The organism is Cytobacillus sp. ABV4_503, from assembly GCF_056158445.1.
This window is the reverse complement of record NZ_JBSWTH010000001.1, coordinates 4,603,623-4,619,822: the sequence shown is the minus strand read 5'-3', so window position 1 is coordinate 4,619,822 and position 16,200 is coordinate 4,603,623. Positions and strand designations below refer to the sequence as shown.

Annotated in this window: 13 protein-coding genes; 12 read left to right on the top strand and 1 reads right to left on the bottom strand. The window is 40.3% G+C overall.

Features of this window, described 5'->3' with window-relative positions; genetic code table 11:
* The first annotated feature begins 188 nt into the window (after nt 1–188).
* The 12 genes from ACXAD1_RS23015 to ACXAD1_RS22960 all read left to right on the top strand — a co-directional run bounded on the left by ACXAD1_RS23015 (nt 189) and on the right by ACXAD1_RS22960 (nt 14,251).
* Nucleotides 189–1,070: a DUF6282 family protein gene (locus tag ACXAD1_RS23015; RefSeq protein ID WP_474911148.1), complete on the top strand. Its 882-nt coding sequence runs from the start codon at nt 189–191 to the stop codon at nt 1,068–1,070.
* 5 nt (nt 1,071–1,075) lie between these two features.
* Complete coding sequence (locus ACXAD1_RS23010) at nt 1,076–2,488, top strand: FAD-binding oxidoreductase (protein WP_206840625.1); 1,413 nt, start codon at nt 1,076–1,078, stop codon at nt 2,486–2,488.
* 1 nt (nt 2,489) lies between these two features.
* Nucleotides 2,490–3,866: a (Fe-S)-binding protein gene (locus ACXAD1_RS23005; RefSeq protein ID WP_474911147.1), complete on the top strand. Its 1,377-nt coding sequence runs from the start codon at nt 2,490–2,492 to the stop codon at nt 3,864–3,866.
* Between the two features lie 38 nt (nt 3,867–3,904).
* Nucleotides 3,905–4,747 carry a nitrilase-related carbon-nitrogen hydrolase gene (locus tag ACXAD1_RS23000; protein ID WP_206840621.1) on the top strand — a complete coding sequence of 281 codons (843 nt, stop codon included), beginning with the start codon at nt 3,905–3,907 and terminating at the stop codon, nt 4,745–4,747.
* Nucleotides 4,748–4,905: 158 nt separating this feature from the next.
* Complete coding sequence (locus tag ACXAD1_RS22995) at nt 4,906–6,999, top strand: sensor histidine kinase (RefSeq protein ID WP_474911146.1); 2,094 nt, start codon at nt 4,906–4,908, stop codon at nt 6,997–6,999.
* 10 nt (nt 7,000–7,009) lie between these two features.
* Entirely contained in the window at nt 7,010–8,377 is a 1,368-nt protein-coding gene (locus tag ACXAD1_RS22990) for a sigma-54-dependent transcriptional regulator (RefSeq protein WP_474911145.1), read from the top strand.
* Nucleotides 8,378–8,563: 186 nt separating this feature from the next.
* Entirely contained in the window at nt 8,564–9,217 is a 654-nt protein-coding gene (locus tag ACXAD1_RS22985) for an ABC transporter permease (protein WP_474911144.1), read from the top strand.
* A 57-nt stretch (nt 9,218–9,274) separates the two neighbouring features.
* Nucleotides 9,275–10,273: an ABC transporter ATP-binding protein gene (locus tag ACXAD1_RS22980; protein WP_206840615.1), complete on the top strand. Its 999-nt coding sequence runs from the start codon at nt 9,275–9,277 to the stop codon at nt 10,271–10,273.
* Nucleotides 10,274–10,285: 12 nt separating this feature from the next.
* Nucleotides 10,286–11,023 carry an ABC transporter permease gene (locus ACXAD1_RS22975; protein ID WP_474911143.1) on the top strand — a complete coding sequence of 246 codons (738 nt, stop codon included), beginning with the start codon at nt 10,286–10,288 and terminating at the stop codon, nt 11,021–11,023.
* Nucleotides 11,024–11,049: 26 nt separating this feature from the next.
* Nucleotides 11,050–11,976, top strand: coding sequence for an ABC transporter substrate-binding protein (locus ACXAD1_RS22970; RefSeq protein WP_312886219.1), 927 nt, complete (start codon nt 11,050–11,052; stop codon nt 11,974–11,976).
* A gap of 27 nt (nt 11,977–12,003) precedes the next feature.
* Nucleotides 12,004–13,362 (top strand): MmgE/PrpD family protein, encoded by a 1,359-nt coding sequence (locus ACXAD1_RS22965; protein ID WP_474911142.1) that lies wholly within the window; start codon nt 12,004–12,006, stop codon nt 13,360–13,362.
* On the top strand, nt 13,343–14,251 hold the full coding sequence (locus tag ACXAD1_RS22960; protein ID WP_474911141.1) for an alpha/beta hydrolase: 909 nt from the start codon (nt 13,343–13,345) through the stop codon (nt 14,249–14,251). Before ACXAD1_RS22965 ends, ACXAD1_RS22960 begins: the two co-directional genes overlap by 20 nt.
* A gap of 301 nt (nt 14,252–14,552) precedes the next feature.
* On the opposite strand, the gene ACXAD1_RS22955 is transcribed toward ACXAD1_RS22960, so the two are convergent.
* Entirely contained in the window at nt 14,553–16,079 is a 1,527-nt protein-coding gene (locus ACXAD1_RS22955) for an alpha/beta hydrolase (protein ID WP_474911348.1), read from the bottom strand.
* Between the last annotated feature and the right edge of the window lie 121 nt (nt 16,080–16,200).

The following is a 16,200-nucleotide window of genomic DNA, read 5'->3' as shown; positions in this document are numbered from 1 at the left end:
GACGAATTGAAGTTAGGGATCTTTAGTCATTTGTAAAGAAAAATTACTAAATTGTCTTAATTTTTTTACATATTAATTTGAAAAAGTTCTTCAAAGCCGACAGGGCTCCGCATTTAACTAATGTAAATTGGCATGGAAATTGCAAATTACTTTTATAACAATAAATTTAATGCTAAGGAGTGGCGGCTATGGCACAAGAGTTTCATCCATTATTAAAAGGAGCAATTGAATTACATGTTCATAGTTCACCAAGTTTGTTTCCAAGGAAGCAAACCGACTGGGAACTAATAGAGGATATTAAAAATGCTGAGATGGCGGGTGTGGTTTTAAAGGCACATGAAGCTCAGACAGTTGACCGGGCAAGTTTAATCCGGGAAAAAGAGCCCGGAGTTCATGTGTACGGGGGGCTGGTGTGCAATTATTTTACAGGAGGGTTGTCTCCAACCGCAGTAGATGCAGCGATCCGTTTAGGGGCGAAAATCATTTGGATGCCTACTTTTTCTGCTGAAGAGCATCAAAGGTATTTTGGTAAAAAGAAAACCAAATTCTTTAATAGCAAGCGTTCTATGAAGCATCCTGGTTCCGGGATTGAAATTTGGGATGAAAACAAAAAACTCCTGCCGGAACTACATGAAATCTTAGAACTGGTTGCAGAAGCGGATATTGTGTTGGCCACGGGACATCTGGCTGCTGAGGAAGTGCTTGTATTAGTTGAGGCAGCTATTGAGGAAAAAGTTGAGAAAATCTTAATTCAGCATACAGATTTAGGTATTGCCAGAGTGCCTTTTGAATTAGAAAAAGAATTAGTGAAAAAAGGGTGCATCCTGGAAAAATGTTATTTAGCATGCAGTGAAGACTTTAACGATATTTCCCCAAGGGAAATGGCTGAGAGCATTAAAGTTCTTGGAGCTGATTCCTGTGTAATGGTGACAGATTACGGACAGCGGCATAATATTGCACCTATTAAAGCCTTAAGTAATTTTATAGAAGAAATGCTGGCATATGGAATAACAGAAAATGAGATTACGAAAATGGTAAGTGACAACCCTAAGAGGCTGCTGGGGATTTAGAAAGGATGAAAAAATTGGAAGATGCTATAGTAAGAGAAATCGAGGGAATTATTCCTGCTAATCGTGTTCTCACCAGTCTGGAAGAACTATATTCTTATAGCTATGATGCTTCTTTTGGTGAATATTTGCCCCAATTGGCCATCCAGCCTGAGAGTGCGATTGAAATAAGTAAGATTATGAAAATAGCAAACAAGCATAAAATCCCAGTCTATCCAAGAGGGGCGGCGACATCCTTAAGCGGGGGTCCATTGCCTGTTGAAGGTGGAATCGTCCTGGATATGACTCGAATGAATAAAAAATTAATCATTGATTGTGAAAACTTATTAGCCATTGTATCTCCTGGGGTTACGACTGGTGAGATTCATTACCAGGCAGAAAAAGCAGGGCTATTTTATCCTCCGGACCCGAGCAGTTCCAAAGTGTCCACTATTGGCGGAAATTTATTAGAGAATTCAAGCGGGCCGAAGGGACTGAAATACGGAACGACTAAGGAATACGTGATCGGATTGGAAGTAGTAACACCCGAAGGGGAAATTGTCCGAACAGGCGGGAAAACGGTTAAGAATGTCACAGGTTATGATTTAACAAGATTAATTGTTGGATCTGAAGGGACTCTGGCGATTGTAACGGAGGCAACATTGCGATTAATTCCAAAACCGAAAGCGCGCAAGACTTTATTAGCCACATTTAGCAGATTAGTTGACTCAGGATACGCTATAACCAAAATTTTGTCTTCAGGAATTATGCCGGCAGCCATGGAATTAATGGATAACGCATGTATAAGGGCGGTTGAGAATTTTAGTCCGTGCGGGCTTCCGGTAAATGCCGAAGCGCTTGTCATTATAGAAGTGGATGGGCATCCCTTGGCCATAAATGAGGAAATTGAAAAATGTGAAGAGATTTGCTGGCAAGTGGGAGCAGCTGCTGTTAGAACTGCCAGAACAGAAGAGGAAAGAGAAGAAATATGGAAAGCTCGCCGAATGGTTTCCCCTGCCATCACACAAATGGGGCCAACTAAAATTTCTGAGGATGCTACGGTTCCTCGAAGCCAAATTCCTGCCATGATGGAGAAATTGAGCCAAATCCGAATAAAGTACGAATTAAACTTAGTGGTTTTTGGTCATGCAGGCGATGGGAATTTACACCCAAATATCATTACGGATAAACGAAATATCGAAGAAATGAAACGAGCCGAAAATGCGGTAAGTGAAATATTTGAAGCTGCTGTTTCACTTGGAGGAACGCTATCAGGCGAGCATGGAATTGGGACGCTTAAAGCGCCATATATGGAAATGGAGCTTGGGGAAGCGGGTCTTGGTCTCATGAAAAAAGTAAAAAACGCCTGGGATCCTAACAATATATTAAATCCGGGAAAGATCTTTCCAAAAGCGGGGCAAACAAAGGTGGTGTTAGTTTAACATGAATGCTCCATTGAAAAAAACGCAAGATGTGAGTGAAGACAATAAATCTATACATTCGCTTTCTCTCTTTTCAAAAAAGGGCAATCGGTTATACGAACTGGCCTATGAAGCCACTAATCAGTGTATCCAGTGCGGATATTGTTTGCCTGCTTGTCCAACATACGAATCAATGGGAAAAGAGTCCGCATCACCAAGGGGGAGAATCAACCTTGTCAAGATGGCAGCCGAAGGAAAAATAGATATTTCAAGCCACTTGTCTGAACCCATTGATTTATGCCTGGGCTGCCGGGCCTGTGAAGTGGCCTGCCCTGTGGGCGTTCCCTATGGGCACATATTAGAGACAGCAAAAAACGTCATTGCAGAGGAACAAATGAACAATGATGCTGGAACAATGAATGACAATCTGAAACATCTGGTCTTATCTCAAGTATTTCCATACCCAAAGCGGATGAGGTTACTAGGGAATTTAACATGGTTTTATCAAAAGTCCGGAATTAGAAAAATGGTGAAAAAAACAAAGTTATTGCACAAGATTTCAGAACCGCTGGCTCAAATTGAAAACGTGCTGCCGCTTGTAGAATCTCCATTAAAGAGAAACAAATTAGGAACCATCATTCCCGCCAAGGGCTCCAAAAAAGCACGGGTTGCATTTTTTACAGGCTGTATTTCGGATGCCTTGCTCAACAGAACAAATAGATTATCAATCGAGCTCCTAACAGTAGCCGGCTGTGAAGTAATTATTCCGAAATCGCAAAATTGCTGTGGTGCCCTTCATGCCCATCAAGGAATGATAGAAGGTGCAAAGGAGCTTGCGAAGCAAAATATTTCTGCTTTTGAAGAATCAGAATCCCAATACTATATTAATAATGCCGGTGGTTGCGGAGCTCTTCTTAAGGAATATGAAGATCTTATGAAAAATGATGAAGAATGGGCTGAACGGGCAAAGAAATTCTCTCGTGCCTCCAGGGATATTAGTGAAATTCTGGTGGAATTCGGTCCTCTTCCTTTTAAGAAGCAATGGAATGGTGTAATCACTTATCAGGATTCATGTCATCTAAGAAATGTCCAGAGGGTGCATGAGCAGCCTAGAAAATTACTGAAATCTGTACCAGGCGCTGCTTTTGTTGAGCTTTCAGGCAGTGATAAATGCTGTGCTTCAGGCGGTATTTATAATCTTCTCCATTTTGGGGAGTCCATGGAAATCCTTGATGGAAAAATGGAGAATATAGAAGAAACGAAAGCGGCAACCGTTGTCACAACGAACCCAGGATGCCTCTTGCAAATGCGTCTTGGAATCGAACGGAAGGGGTGCAACGGCCAAGTGCAAGGAGTCCATTTAGTAGATGTACTCGCAGAGGCTTGCGGAATTTCTTAGGATGGTCTGTTTATTCTTAATGGAAAAGGAGAACGATTATGAGAATAGGAATAGCCCAAGTTGCTCCTCTCTTTGGAAATGTTCAAGCCAATTTAGCGCAAATGATAGATATAATGCATGAGAATGATGGGAAAGCAGAGTTACTCGTTTTCCCAGAGTTATCTTTAACAGGATATGACCTCAAAGATCAACTATTTGATGTTGCGCTCACAACAGATGCAAAGGAAATTTTGCAAGTATGCGAGGCTTCCGCAGATACAGGTGTGAATGTTGTATTCGGCTTTGTTGAAAAGGGGAAGGGCGAGCAAATTTACAATTCAGCAATCATGATTCAGAATGGGAAGATTACCTCTATTCAAAGAAAGATCTACCCAACTAATTACGGTGACTTTGAGGAAGCAAAATACTTCGCAAGAGGAAAAAAAGTAAACCTGGATCAAATAGGTTCTTTTATTTCCAGCATGCTGATCTGCAATGATGTATGGCATCCGTCATTGCCCCATATTGCTGCACACCACCACACTTCTCTCTTGATAGCCTTAATTAATAGTCCGGAAGGCGGTCTCGGCAGTGACTATTCCAGTTCTGCAGGCTGGGAGAGGGTAGGCCAGTTTTACGCAAGCGTTTATGGGTGCTATGTAGCGTTGGTAAACCGCGTAGGGATTGAGAACGGCATTATGTTTTATGGGAATTCAAAAGTGATTAATCCGTATGGTGAAATCATTTTACAATGTCCTTATGGAGATCCAGCTGTTCAAATTTGTGAAATTGATTATAAAGCAGTAAAAGAAATACGGAAGCTATTACCCATAATGAGAGATGAAGATGTTCATATTACATTAAAGCATTTTAAAGAGATTGCGGATCAGGATTTCGTTTGAAATCTTATTAAAAAGAACCCTTGCATGTAGAGTAATGGATCATTAACCAATACTTATAGCAAGGGTGTTTTTGTTTCTTTTATTCTACTATAATAGCATATATAAGAATTTTCTAAATATTAATCAATCTCAGGACAACTTTGACAGGGGAAATTTCTTTGAAAAAATTATTGCAATCAAGGATAACAAAGAGATATGTATTTATGACCTTTATCGTCGTCTTTGGATCTCTGGCTTCAATTTATTTTGTGACCATGAATGTACTAAATGATTCGGTACGTTCGGAAATTGAATACCGAAATGAATTAATGTCAAAGACCGTCAGCACGAAAACCAGTTTTATGTTTGACAAAATGATCAATGATATTCGTGTCATTTCCGAGTTCGTTCTAAGTAATTCTAAAGAGAATACATATTTTTACCGGAAGGAAATGGAGCGGCTTGTTTCTGAAAACCCTCTATATCTATTTATCGACGTCATGGATGAATCGGGTAATTCAATTACCACGATACCTAATGTAAAAAAGTCTGCATCGGGAGATTTGAATAAGATTTTAGAGAGATTAAAATGGACCAAGGCGTTTTACATATCAAATCTGCTTACCCTCGAAGATGGCCGGAAAACAATCGGGATTGCGTATCCAGTCCTTGATGATGGAGGGCAGTATCGGGGAGCGATACTTGCCTATGTTAATCTAAATATCCTCTCAGAATATCTTTCGGAGGGAAAGATTGGTTCAGAGGGACTGAATGTTTTAATAGATCGAAATGAAATAATCATTGCACATTCTAAGGAACAATTAATTGGTGAGACGCTTAAGAATCATGAACTTGGCCAAATGCTTAACAAGTATCGAAGCGGTATATGGGAAGGATTATTGTTTAATGAATTTATGCTCGCTTCCTATAGGCCGATTACATTAGGCGGATTGGGGCTTATTATTTGTGAATCTATCGATCAGGCAATGGAGCCTGCAAGACAGGTACAAGTGCTTTTATTTAAAGGTTTTATCATTGTCGTTTTTCTTACTTATTTATTGACATTGTTCGGGGCATTTCGATTCATTAAGCCCATAACGAATTTAACGAATCAGGCTAAGGAATATTCGGATGGGAAAAGAGCTGACTTTGAGCTTCTCCATACGGGTGACGAACTTGAAAATCTTACAAAAACGATGGCAAGTATGGCAATGGAATTGAAAAATAAAGAAAGACATTTGTTCTATATATTGGAATCGATACCATATGGAATCATCACGATTAACAAGGATGGAAGGATTGTTACCTTTAATAAAGGGGCGGAGGAGTTATCGGGATTTTCCAGAACTGAGGCAATTGGCAGGTATATTATCGATCTTCCATTGAAAAGAAATGAAGCTGATTTTCTGTCATGGAGGACCATAAAGGAAGGAAAAGAAATTAATGAACAGGAAAGCTATATTTATGATAAGAACGGCAGAAGGCATGATGTCCGTATATACTCTTCTTTATTTAGCGGGGAAGATCAGAATATTCTTGGATCGATCCTCATTCTAAGAGATGTAAGTGATATGAAGAAAATGGAGGAATATCTAAAGCAAAGTGAGAAGCTGGCTTCCCTGGGACAGATGACTGCAGGAATTGCACATGAAATTAAAAATCCTTTAAGCATTATTCAAGCAGCTGCAGAAGCAATCCAGCTGGACATGCAAGATCCTTCCTTTATTCAGGAAATGACTGACGATATATTAGAAACAACGGATCGATTAAATCAACTGTTAACAGATTTCTTGAATTTATCCAGGGGGGAATCTGACGATGAGTTGGAAAAGGTGGACTTAGCTGCTGTATTGGATGAATTATTAGGACTTCTAAAAAACAATTTTGCCGATCGGAATATATCGGTTTCAAAATCCTTTGCTGTCGAAGAAGCATTTGTACTGGCAACTCCAGGGAAACTAAGTCAGGTGTTTTTAAATATTATTATTAATAGTCTTCACGCAATGGATGAGGGAGGCAAGTTAACTGTTCGCATATTGGATTATGAATCTGATTGGTTAATAGAAATAAAGGATAATGGTTTAGGCATACCGGAAAGTGAAATCAAGTGGATTTTTAATCCATTTTTTACAACGAAGAAAGAAGGCACTGGATTAGGGTTGTCAATAGCTTATGAAATCACAACACAATTTGGCGGGGTCATTCAAGCAAATTCCGATATAAGCGGCACCGTATTATCCGTTCAACTGCCAAAGTTTACTGAAGAAAGGTGAGCTTAGAAGCATGAAAAATATTTTACTGGTTGATGATGAATCGAAAATATTGAAAATCTTAAAATCTTCATTATCCAAGCAAGGATATAACGTGTATACAGCGGCCAACGGACAAGAGGCTCGAAATAAAATCGCTGATACTAATGCCGATCTTGTTTTTTTGGATTTGAAGCTTCCGGATGCCTCAGGCTTAGAACTTTTACATGAATTTATTGGACTTTATCCTAACAAGATCTATATTATGATGACTGCTTTTGGCAATATCGATAATGCAGTATCTGCAATGAAAGCAGGAGCATTTGACTATATGGTCAAGCCTGTAAAATTAAATGAACTCATCGTTACGATTGAAAAGGCTTTTGAATGGCTTGGTGTAAAAGAAGAAAATAAAAAATTGAAAGAACAGCTTCTTCATTCTGAAGTTCATGGAGAACTCGTAGCTAATAGCAATCCCATGAAAAATATTCTTAGGCTGGTAGAGAGAGTTTCAGCAACGGAAGCAAACATACTCATTCAAGGCGAGAGCGGAACAGGGAAAACAAAAATTGCACAAATGATCCATATGCTGAGTGAAAGGAAACATGCACCCTTTATTCCCATAAATTGTGCAGCGATTCCTGAACAATTGCTGGAGAGTGAACTTTTTGGCCATGAAAAAGGCTCATTTACCGGGGCAGTATCGAGCCGAAAAGGGAAATTTGAATCCGCAAATGGCGGAACGATTTTTTTAGATGAAATTGGTGAAATCTCACCGTCTTTCCAGGCTAAGCTCCTGCAGGTAACACAAGATAAAACCTTCATGCGGGTTGGAAGCGATAAATTAAGCAAGGTCGACATCCGAATTATTTGTGCTACAAATCGCGATCTAAAGAGACTAGTAGAAGAGGGGAACTTCAGGGAAGATTTATATTATCGATTAAACATAGTAGATATTTATATTCCATCCCTAAAGGAGCGTAAAGAGGATATCCCCCTTTTAGTAGAAAACTTTCTTGAAAAGTATCGGAGCAAGCATCAAAAAGATTATAAAACCACCAGGAAATTAATGAGTCATTTAATGAATTACGGGTGGCCGGGAAACGTCCGTGAGCTTGAAAATGCAATTGAACGAGCGGTTGTATTATGTGATGGGGATTCGATCACAATCGAAGATTTTCCGAGGGAAATCCGTGAAGTAAAAAATGATAACTCAAATGATATGATTAAAATAGAAAATAGTGCTTCATTGCCGGAAATTATGGACGAAATTGAGAAGAAATATATTTTGAAGGCACTTGATGAATCACTTGGACAGCCTGCTAAAGCGGCAAGAAAGCTTGGGATTTCAAGACAAAGCCTTTTATATAAAATGAACAAGTTTTTCTCGGAGAACATATGAATTCGCCTGGGTTGCTAGCAGATATTGTTAGCAGCCTTTTGCAGCGAACAGTATTGTGTAAATATTTTTTTACACAATGGGAGGATATCTTTACAATTTATTTAGAAAATTCAATAAAATCGGTTAACTTAAGTTGGCACAAAACTTGCTAGATATATAAGTAAGAATAATATAAGGGGGGAGAATTTGGAGATTCTAGAATTTGTCCAAACGAACTGGCCGGAGATTTTAGAGATGACCTTGGAGCATATCGAATTAGTTGGGCTTGCAGTAGGCATCGCGATAATTACTGGTCTGCCTTTTGGGATTTATATTTCACAGAGAGAGAGTTTAGCAGATCTGGTTCTGGCCGTGGCAGGAATCATAATGACTATACCAAGTATTGCATTGTTTGGGATTATGATTCCTATTTTCTCGCTAATTAATCAGGGAATAGGATTTTTGCCGGCAATAGTTGCTTTAATCTTGTATTCACAGCTGCCTATAATTCGAAACACATATATTGCGATAAAAAATGTGGATTCGAATGTAAGAGACGCAGCAATCGGCATGGGAATGACAACCTTTCAGAGACTAATAAAGGTGGAGCTTCCTCTGGCGTTTCCCGTCATTATGGCAGGTGTGCGGATGGCGATTGTATTGACCATTGGAATTGGCGCAATAGCTGCTTACATTGGAGCGGGAGGGCTAGGCGGGTATATAGCCCGAGGTATTTCAACAAGCTATGCAGTAATGATCCAGGTAGGGGCAATATCGGTTTCAATTTTAGCTATTTCAATTGATGTTTTGTTAGGAAAAATTCAGAAAAGATTTTCTTCTGGTGTAAGTATCAAATCTTAAAGCATATGGACTGAAAAAAACTTGAGGGATTTACTATATGAAAGAAGGTGAAGTAGAATGATTGAATTTCAGAATGTTACGAAAGTTTATGAAAGCGCTGACAAAAAGGTGACAGCCGTCAATAACATTAATTTTCATGTTGAACCAGGAGAAATCTGTGTATTTCTTGGTCCATCAGGCTGTGGAAAAACAACGCTGCTTAGAATGGTAAACCGTTTAATTCCTATTACAAGCGGAAGTATCGAGGTTGATGGAAAAAATATCAATTCCATGGATATCATCAAGCTTCGAAGGTCCATTGGATACGTAATCCAGCACAATGGGCTGTTTCCGAACATGACCATTGAAGACAATATAAATGTTGTTCCCAAGATGCTGGGCTGGGATCAAAATCGAATGAAAAATCGTTATAGTGAGCTAATGGAAATGATGGGTTTAGACCCGGGGCAGTTTCAAAAGCGTTACCCTTTTGAATTATCAGGTGGCCAGCAGCAGCGAATTGGGATTGCCCGGGCATTGGCCGCTGATCCCCCTGTTATGCTAATGGATGAACCTTTTGGAGCACTTGATCCGGTCATTCGTGACCATTTACAGAATGAGTTTTTGCGGATTCAGAAGGAAATGAAAAAAACCATTCTATTTGTAAGCCATGATATAGATGAGGCAATTAAATTAGGCGACAAAGTAGCCATCTTTGATGCCGGGAAATTGAAGCAAATTGGCACGCCTGATGAAATTCTGTCTAATCCGAAGAACGACTTTGTTCGTGATTTCGTTGGAGATGATCGTGCCCTGAAAAGGTTAACTTTGTTAAAAGTAAGAGATTTAATGGTCTTAAGTGACGGATTTAGAAAAAGCCGATTGAACAGCGAGTGGCATGGACAGGTGATTTCTGTAAATGAGAACCTGAAAACAGCTTTATCACACTTATTGTCTGCTCCAAATGGAGAAGTCTGTGTGGTAGATGATCATAATAAGAAGTTAGGTGTACTGTGTGTCTCTGATTTTAATTTATTCACAGAAGTGCACCCAAAAGATATATCAATTGTAAGGTAAGGGGGTGACAGTTTGTCTGGGAAAAAGACCGAAAAAATAGTGAAGGCAGGTCTATACTTAGTCGTAATCTCCATTTTAGGCTGGGCATACTTTACTGGGGCATTTCAATTCATCATCGACAACCCAAAGGACCTTCTGTATTTAACTGGCCAGCATCTTAAACTGGTAGGAATATCCGCAGCACTTGCAATTGCGGCCGCAGTACCTCTTGGAATCTTAATAACCAGGCCAAAGTTCAAGAAGCTTGATTGGATAATATTAAATTTTGCGAATATAGGTCAAACGGTTCCGAGTCTAGCCATATTGGCTTTAGTAATGAGCTACTTTGGATTAGGCTGGCAAACGGCTATTTTTGCATTATGGTTCAATTCTCTTCTGCCTATCCTGAGAAATACGGTTGCAGGAATTGAGAATGTAAATCCGCAAATCATAGATGCTGGAAAAGGGATGGGTATGACATCTAAGCAAATCTTTTTTAAGCTTGAATTACCAAACGCCCTATATGCCATCATGGCTGGTATCCGTACCTCTGTTGTTATTAATGTGGGAACAGGAGCTTTAGCATTTTTAATTGGAGGTGGCGGTTTAGGAGATCTGATATTTACGGGAATTTCATTATATGATACTGGCATAATGCTTTCAGGAGCAGTTCCAGTCATATTATTAGCCGTCCTTCTTGATGTTTTATTGGGGAAGTTAGAAAAAATAATCGTTCCGCGCGGGCTTCAAAGAACACTGGAAGCAGCATAGCGATGAGAGTTAAGGGAGGAAATTCAGTGAAGAGATTTGTCTATTTGCTTCTAGCAATTATTGTGGCGGCAACACTAACCGCTTGTGGAAGTTCATCAGCAAACAGTGAAGACGGTGGAGGTGATTCAAAGGGAAAAGTGGCAGTAGGCGGTAAAGATTTTACTGAGCAGCAGATTCTGTCCAAAATTACGTCAATTTATTTAAAAGAAAACGGTTTTGATGTAGAGGAAGCAAGCAATATGGGAAGTGCTGTTGTCCGGTCTGCTTTGGAAAATGGGCAAATTGATATTTATTGGGAATATACTGGCACTGGATTAGTCGTTTATCAAAAACAGGAAGTAGAAACAGATCCGGACGAAGCATATGAAAAAGTTAAAGAAAATGATAAGGAACACGGAATCACCTGGTTAAATAAAGCGAATTTCAATAATACCTATGCGATCTTGATGAAGAAAGATACTGCAGAAAAAATGGGTGTAAAAACTATTTCGGATCTAGCCAAAATGGTAAATGATGATCCTGATAAATTAAAGTTTGCTTCGAATGCTGAATTTTATGCACGAGAAGATGGAGTGAAAGGCTTACAGAAACTTTACGGATTTAAATTCCCTTCCAAAAATGTTGTGAAAATGGATTCCGGATTGCTATATAACGCACTAAAGGATGGGCAAGTTGATGTATCCGTGGGCTTTGCTACAGATGGCCGCATTAAGGGCTTCGATCTTGTAATTCTAGAAGATGATCAGCAATTTTTCCCGGCATATAATGGGGTTCCTGTTGTGAGACAGGAAGTTGCTGAAAAATCTCCTGAGATTTCTGAACTGATGAACAAATTAGCCGGCCTTCTGGATAATGAAACGATGATGTCTTTAAATTACTCGGTTGATGTGGAACATAAGGATATCACGGAAGTAAGCCGCAGCTGGCTGGAAGAGCAGGGGTTAGTGAAATAAAAACCCACTATATAGGAAGTGATTTCATTGGCGGATTTCTCTGGAAAGCTTGAGGAATATTTGAGGGCTGAATCATTTAGCTCCGTTCATGCAAATAGCAAACAAGCCTTAAAAGAGGCTCTTGCTGACATTATTGCCTGCACTCTTGCAGGGACACAGACTGCTGCATTTGAAATGGTGAAAAAATTTGCGGACAGCCAGTGGGGAACCGGAAGAAGTTCTGTGCTTTCAGCTCCTGAAAAAATGAGTGCATCAGGAGCTGCATTAGTCAATGCTACCGCTGCGAATGCGCTGGACATGGATGACGGTCATCGCCTTGTAAAAGGCCATCCGGGTGCAATTGTTTTTCCAGCTGTTCTTGCAGCCGCAGAGGAGTACAATATTTCCGGTGAAGAATTCATGACTGCACTGCTGATAAGCTATGAAATCGCAATAAGGGCAGGCATTCTTACACATCAGCTCCGTCCTGAATACCATTGTACAGGCTCCTGGGGCGCCATCGGAGCTGCAGCAGGACCAGGGCGGATCATGGGGTTAACAGGAAATGAAATATGCCATGCATTGGGTATTGCCGAATACCAATCAACTTATTCCCCAATGATGCGCTGCATCGAAAACCCTTCTATGCTCAAAGATGGGATTGGATGGGGAAGCATGACAGGAATAAGTGCTGCCTATCTTGCGAAGGAGGGGTTTACCGGTATTCCTTCACTTTTTGAAACAGTGGAGGCGGAGCCTTATTTGCAGGAATTGGGAAAGGTATATCGGGTAGAGGAGCTTTATTATAAGCCTTATGCATGCTGCAGGTGGGCGCAGCCGGGAATAGAGGCTTTGAAGGAGTTAATGCTGAAGCATACGTTAACAAATTCGGAAATTAATAAAGTTAAAATTTATACATTTACTGAAGCAGCCTCTTTAAGCAGAAAGCATCCAAATAATACGGAAGAAGCTCAATATAATCTCAATTTTCCGTTCGCAGCCTACTTAGTAACAGGAGAAGTTGGACCTGACCAGGTATTGAACGAATTAGGCAATCCAGAGATTTTAAATACGATGGACAGGATTGAAATCTATATTAGTGATGTATTAGATCAGCAATTCCCTAAAAAAGCTCTTAGCAGGATAGAAATTGAAGATAGCAGGGGCCATATCTTTTCCTCAAGTGTCCATCAAGCAAAGGGAGACTATGATTTTCCGCTATCATCAATTGAAAAAAAGAATAAGTTTTATAATCTGGTAGAGCCAATTGCGGGACATGAAATTTGTGATGAAATATACCGATGTATACAAGAAATGGAAAACCTTTTGAACATTCATGAGTTAACTTCATTATTAAACATAAATAAAAAATATGGAGGGATTTATCATGCAAGAACGTCAAATTAGCTTTTATAGTGAAGGGTTAAAACTGGATGGGACTATTTATCTGCCAGATGATTATCAGCAGGGTGAGAAACGGCCGGCTATTATTCCGAATTCTGGATATCAGGGCTTTAATCAATTTTACCCCCGGTTATTTGCGCGAAGCCTGACTGAGCTCGGGTATGTATGCCTGGGATTTGACTATCGGGGTTTTGCAGGAAGTGAAGGACAGCAAGGAAGAGTTATTTTGGATGAGCAAGTGCAGGATGTAAGGAATGCGATTACATTTTTACAAATCCAGGAAGAAGTAGATCCTGAAAATATCGGGTTAATTGGCTGGGGCATGGGTGCTTCGAACGTTGTCCGAGTTGCAGCAGCAGATAAACGTGTAAAAGCGGTGGCAGCTCTAAACGGTTTTTACAATGGGGAAAGATGGCTGAAGTCCATCCATTCCTATGTTGAATGGATGGAAATCAAAAACATGATCGAAGCAGACCGTATTCTTCGCGTTACAACTGGAAATTCAAAATATGAGGATCCATTTATTCATTATCCGTTAGATCCTGCTACAAATGATTATGTACAAAAAGAACTTGCACCGCTATCACCATTTGGCAAACAAACTCAATTACAGTTCACCGAATCTATCATTGAGCTGAACGCTGATAAAACAGCCTCTTCTATCGAATGCCCATTATTTATTGGACATGGAAAAGACAATCTTCTTCATCCGGTAGAAGAATCTCTCCATTTTTATGATGCAGCAACAGAACCGAAGCAGCTTTTCATCATCGATGGAAAACACAATGACTTTATGTATCATGAACACCCGATATTCCAGGACTTAATTGGACAGCTTGAACAATTTTTTAAGAAGAGTCTGCAATATGAAAGTTTAGAGAAAATCAGTTAATTTCTCATCTGATAGAAATTTTCCAAAATAGTAGTATTTAATTGAAATAATCGAGTAAAAATCCATAAAGGTTTATACTCGATTATTTCGTTGACTTTAATAAGAAGAAGTAATTGGAGAAATACAGACTAACAGAGAACCCCTTCTGGAATATCAGTAAAATGAATTTGCAGGATATCAATAGTAATTTCTAAAAGTTCCTGTGAGTTAAGCCTCCTCAGCTAAAATAATCTAATGGTAAAACTTTAGATCATTCCCCGAAATATACAACTCCACGAAAAAGGTCCTTCAATATTTCAACCTAACGGGGATCCCGTTCCTGCCCCGTTTTCAGATCAATAACCTTGACCGGGTTCTCCGGAGCATTGACCGTTTTGCTCTCAGGAGCAGCTTTTCCGTTTTCCACCCAGTCGATAAGCAGGTCGAATGACTGGTGAGCGTAAGGCAACAAAGGCTGGAGTTCTTTATCCGGATCGGTGGAGCTGTTCCAGACAAGGCTGTCAACATGGTTGCCGTTCTCGATGGTATACATTCGATGCAGATCCTGCTTCCCGGCTTTCTTGACGAGCTTTTGATATCCCTTTGCATGAATCTCCGGGAATATCAGCGAATCAAGGGAACCAGTGAAAGAGATGAGCGGCACATCTATATCTCCAGTATTGGCCACTTCCTTAATATTTTCTTTCACTTCCTTGGGCCGGGTCATATACTTATAATCTTCAAAGATAGAATCATAGGATCGATCTCTCACGCCATTCACAAAGTTCAGGTAATTCCTCCATTGCGTACGGCCTGGGGCTTCCGGATCGAAATGGTCCCGATAGATATTCAGCGATATAAACCAGTATACCTGGTCATGATAGGCCCACAGTTTTTCCGATCCTTTAGGCAATCCTGCTTTGTATAGCTCTTTCATGGCTTTCTGCTGTTTTTTGCCGCTTCCATACAAAGCTTCCTCCGCATGATTCACAACGGTGGTCAGGGAACTGATTAAATTAGGCTTTTTCTCCGTCCATAACACGCCCTCCCAATCAACTCCTCCATCAAAAAGGCGAGGTTCGCCGGTTTTCTCCGGATGGTCATTTTCAAGGGCATAGCGCACGACGTATCCGCCATTGGAAATTCCCATCGCATATGTAGGGATTTTATGCTCTGCCGATACTAAATCGCTCGCCGGGTCAGAAGAATCTGCCGGATCGATCAGCCCATCAGAATGGTGGCTGACTAAGTACTTCTCTGCGGCTTTCGTAACCTGCCGGAACCGCTGATGCCATTCTGCTACACTATCATCTTCATCGGCTAAGGCATTCTTTGCTTTTCCAAATGGATCAGCTGAATCAGCCTCACCCTGTGTACCTTTATCAATCGCTGCAAAAGCATATCCTTTTTCCAGGACATAATCGCTGAAAAGCAGGTCTGTCGACGTTTCATTTCTTGTAGCCGGGATTCCCGAAACAACAAGCCGGCCATTCCAGTGATCTGGAACCCTTATGACAAACTGGGCATCTTCAAAAATACCATTTACCTGAGTTCCCGTTACAGAAGAAGGTTTGTACATTTGATGCCATCCAGTTCCTTCCGCAGCATTTCCCCAAAGATAAGGGGCAAGACCAATGTTGCCGTAAAGGGTTGCCTGCTGATATTGGAGGGGATTCCTGGTGGTCAGCCAGTTGTTGTTCTCACCGTCAAAGTATTGTTCCGTTACTGTGTGCGCACCAGGTATTATAGCCTGGTTTTCCGCAGCGACTTGCTCCGCAAAACTTCTTTCCGGAAAAAGTGAAAAGCTTAAAGCAGATGCCAATGATAACGCAATCAGCTTGTTTTTCAGATAAATCCATCCCTTCTTTATTATCTCTTACAGTTCCATTCTACTTTTACTAATTATGGGAATCATGGGTCTTAGTAATTAATTATTTGAATTTTCAGCATAAGGGAAAGCAGAGCATTGA

Coding starts and splice junctions, on each gene's coding strand:
- ACXAD1_RS23000 (WP_206840621.1), top strand. CDS start 3,905: ATGAGAATAGGAATAGCCCAAGTTGCTCCTCTCTTTGGAAATGTTCAA.
- ACXAD1_RS23005 (WP_474911147.1), top strand. CDS start 2,490: ATGAATGCTCCATTGAAAAAAACGCAAGATGTGAGTGAAGACAATAAA.
- ACXAD1_RS22990 (WP_474911145.1), top strand. CDS start 7,010: ATGAAAAATATTTTACTGGTTGATGATGAATCGAAAATATTGAAAATC.
- ACXAD1_RS23010 (WP_206840625.1), top strand. CDS start 1,076: ATGAAAAAATTGGAAGATGCTATAGTAAGAGAAATCGAGGGAATTATT.
- ACXAD1_RS22980 (WP_206840615.1), top strand. CDS start 9,275: ATGATTGAATTTCAGAATGTTACGAAAGTTTATGAAAGCGCTGACAAA.
- ACXAD1_RS22960 (WP_474911141.1), top strand. CDS start 13,343: ATGCAAGAACGTCAAATTAGCTTTTATAGTGAAGGGTTAAAACTGGAT.
- ACXAD1_RS23015 (WP_474911148.1), top strand. CDS start 189: ATGGCACAAGAGTTTCATCCATTATTAAAAGGAGCAATTGAATTACAT.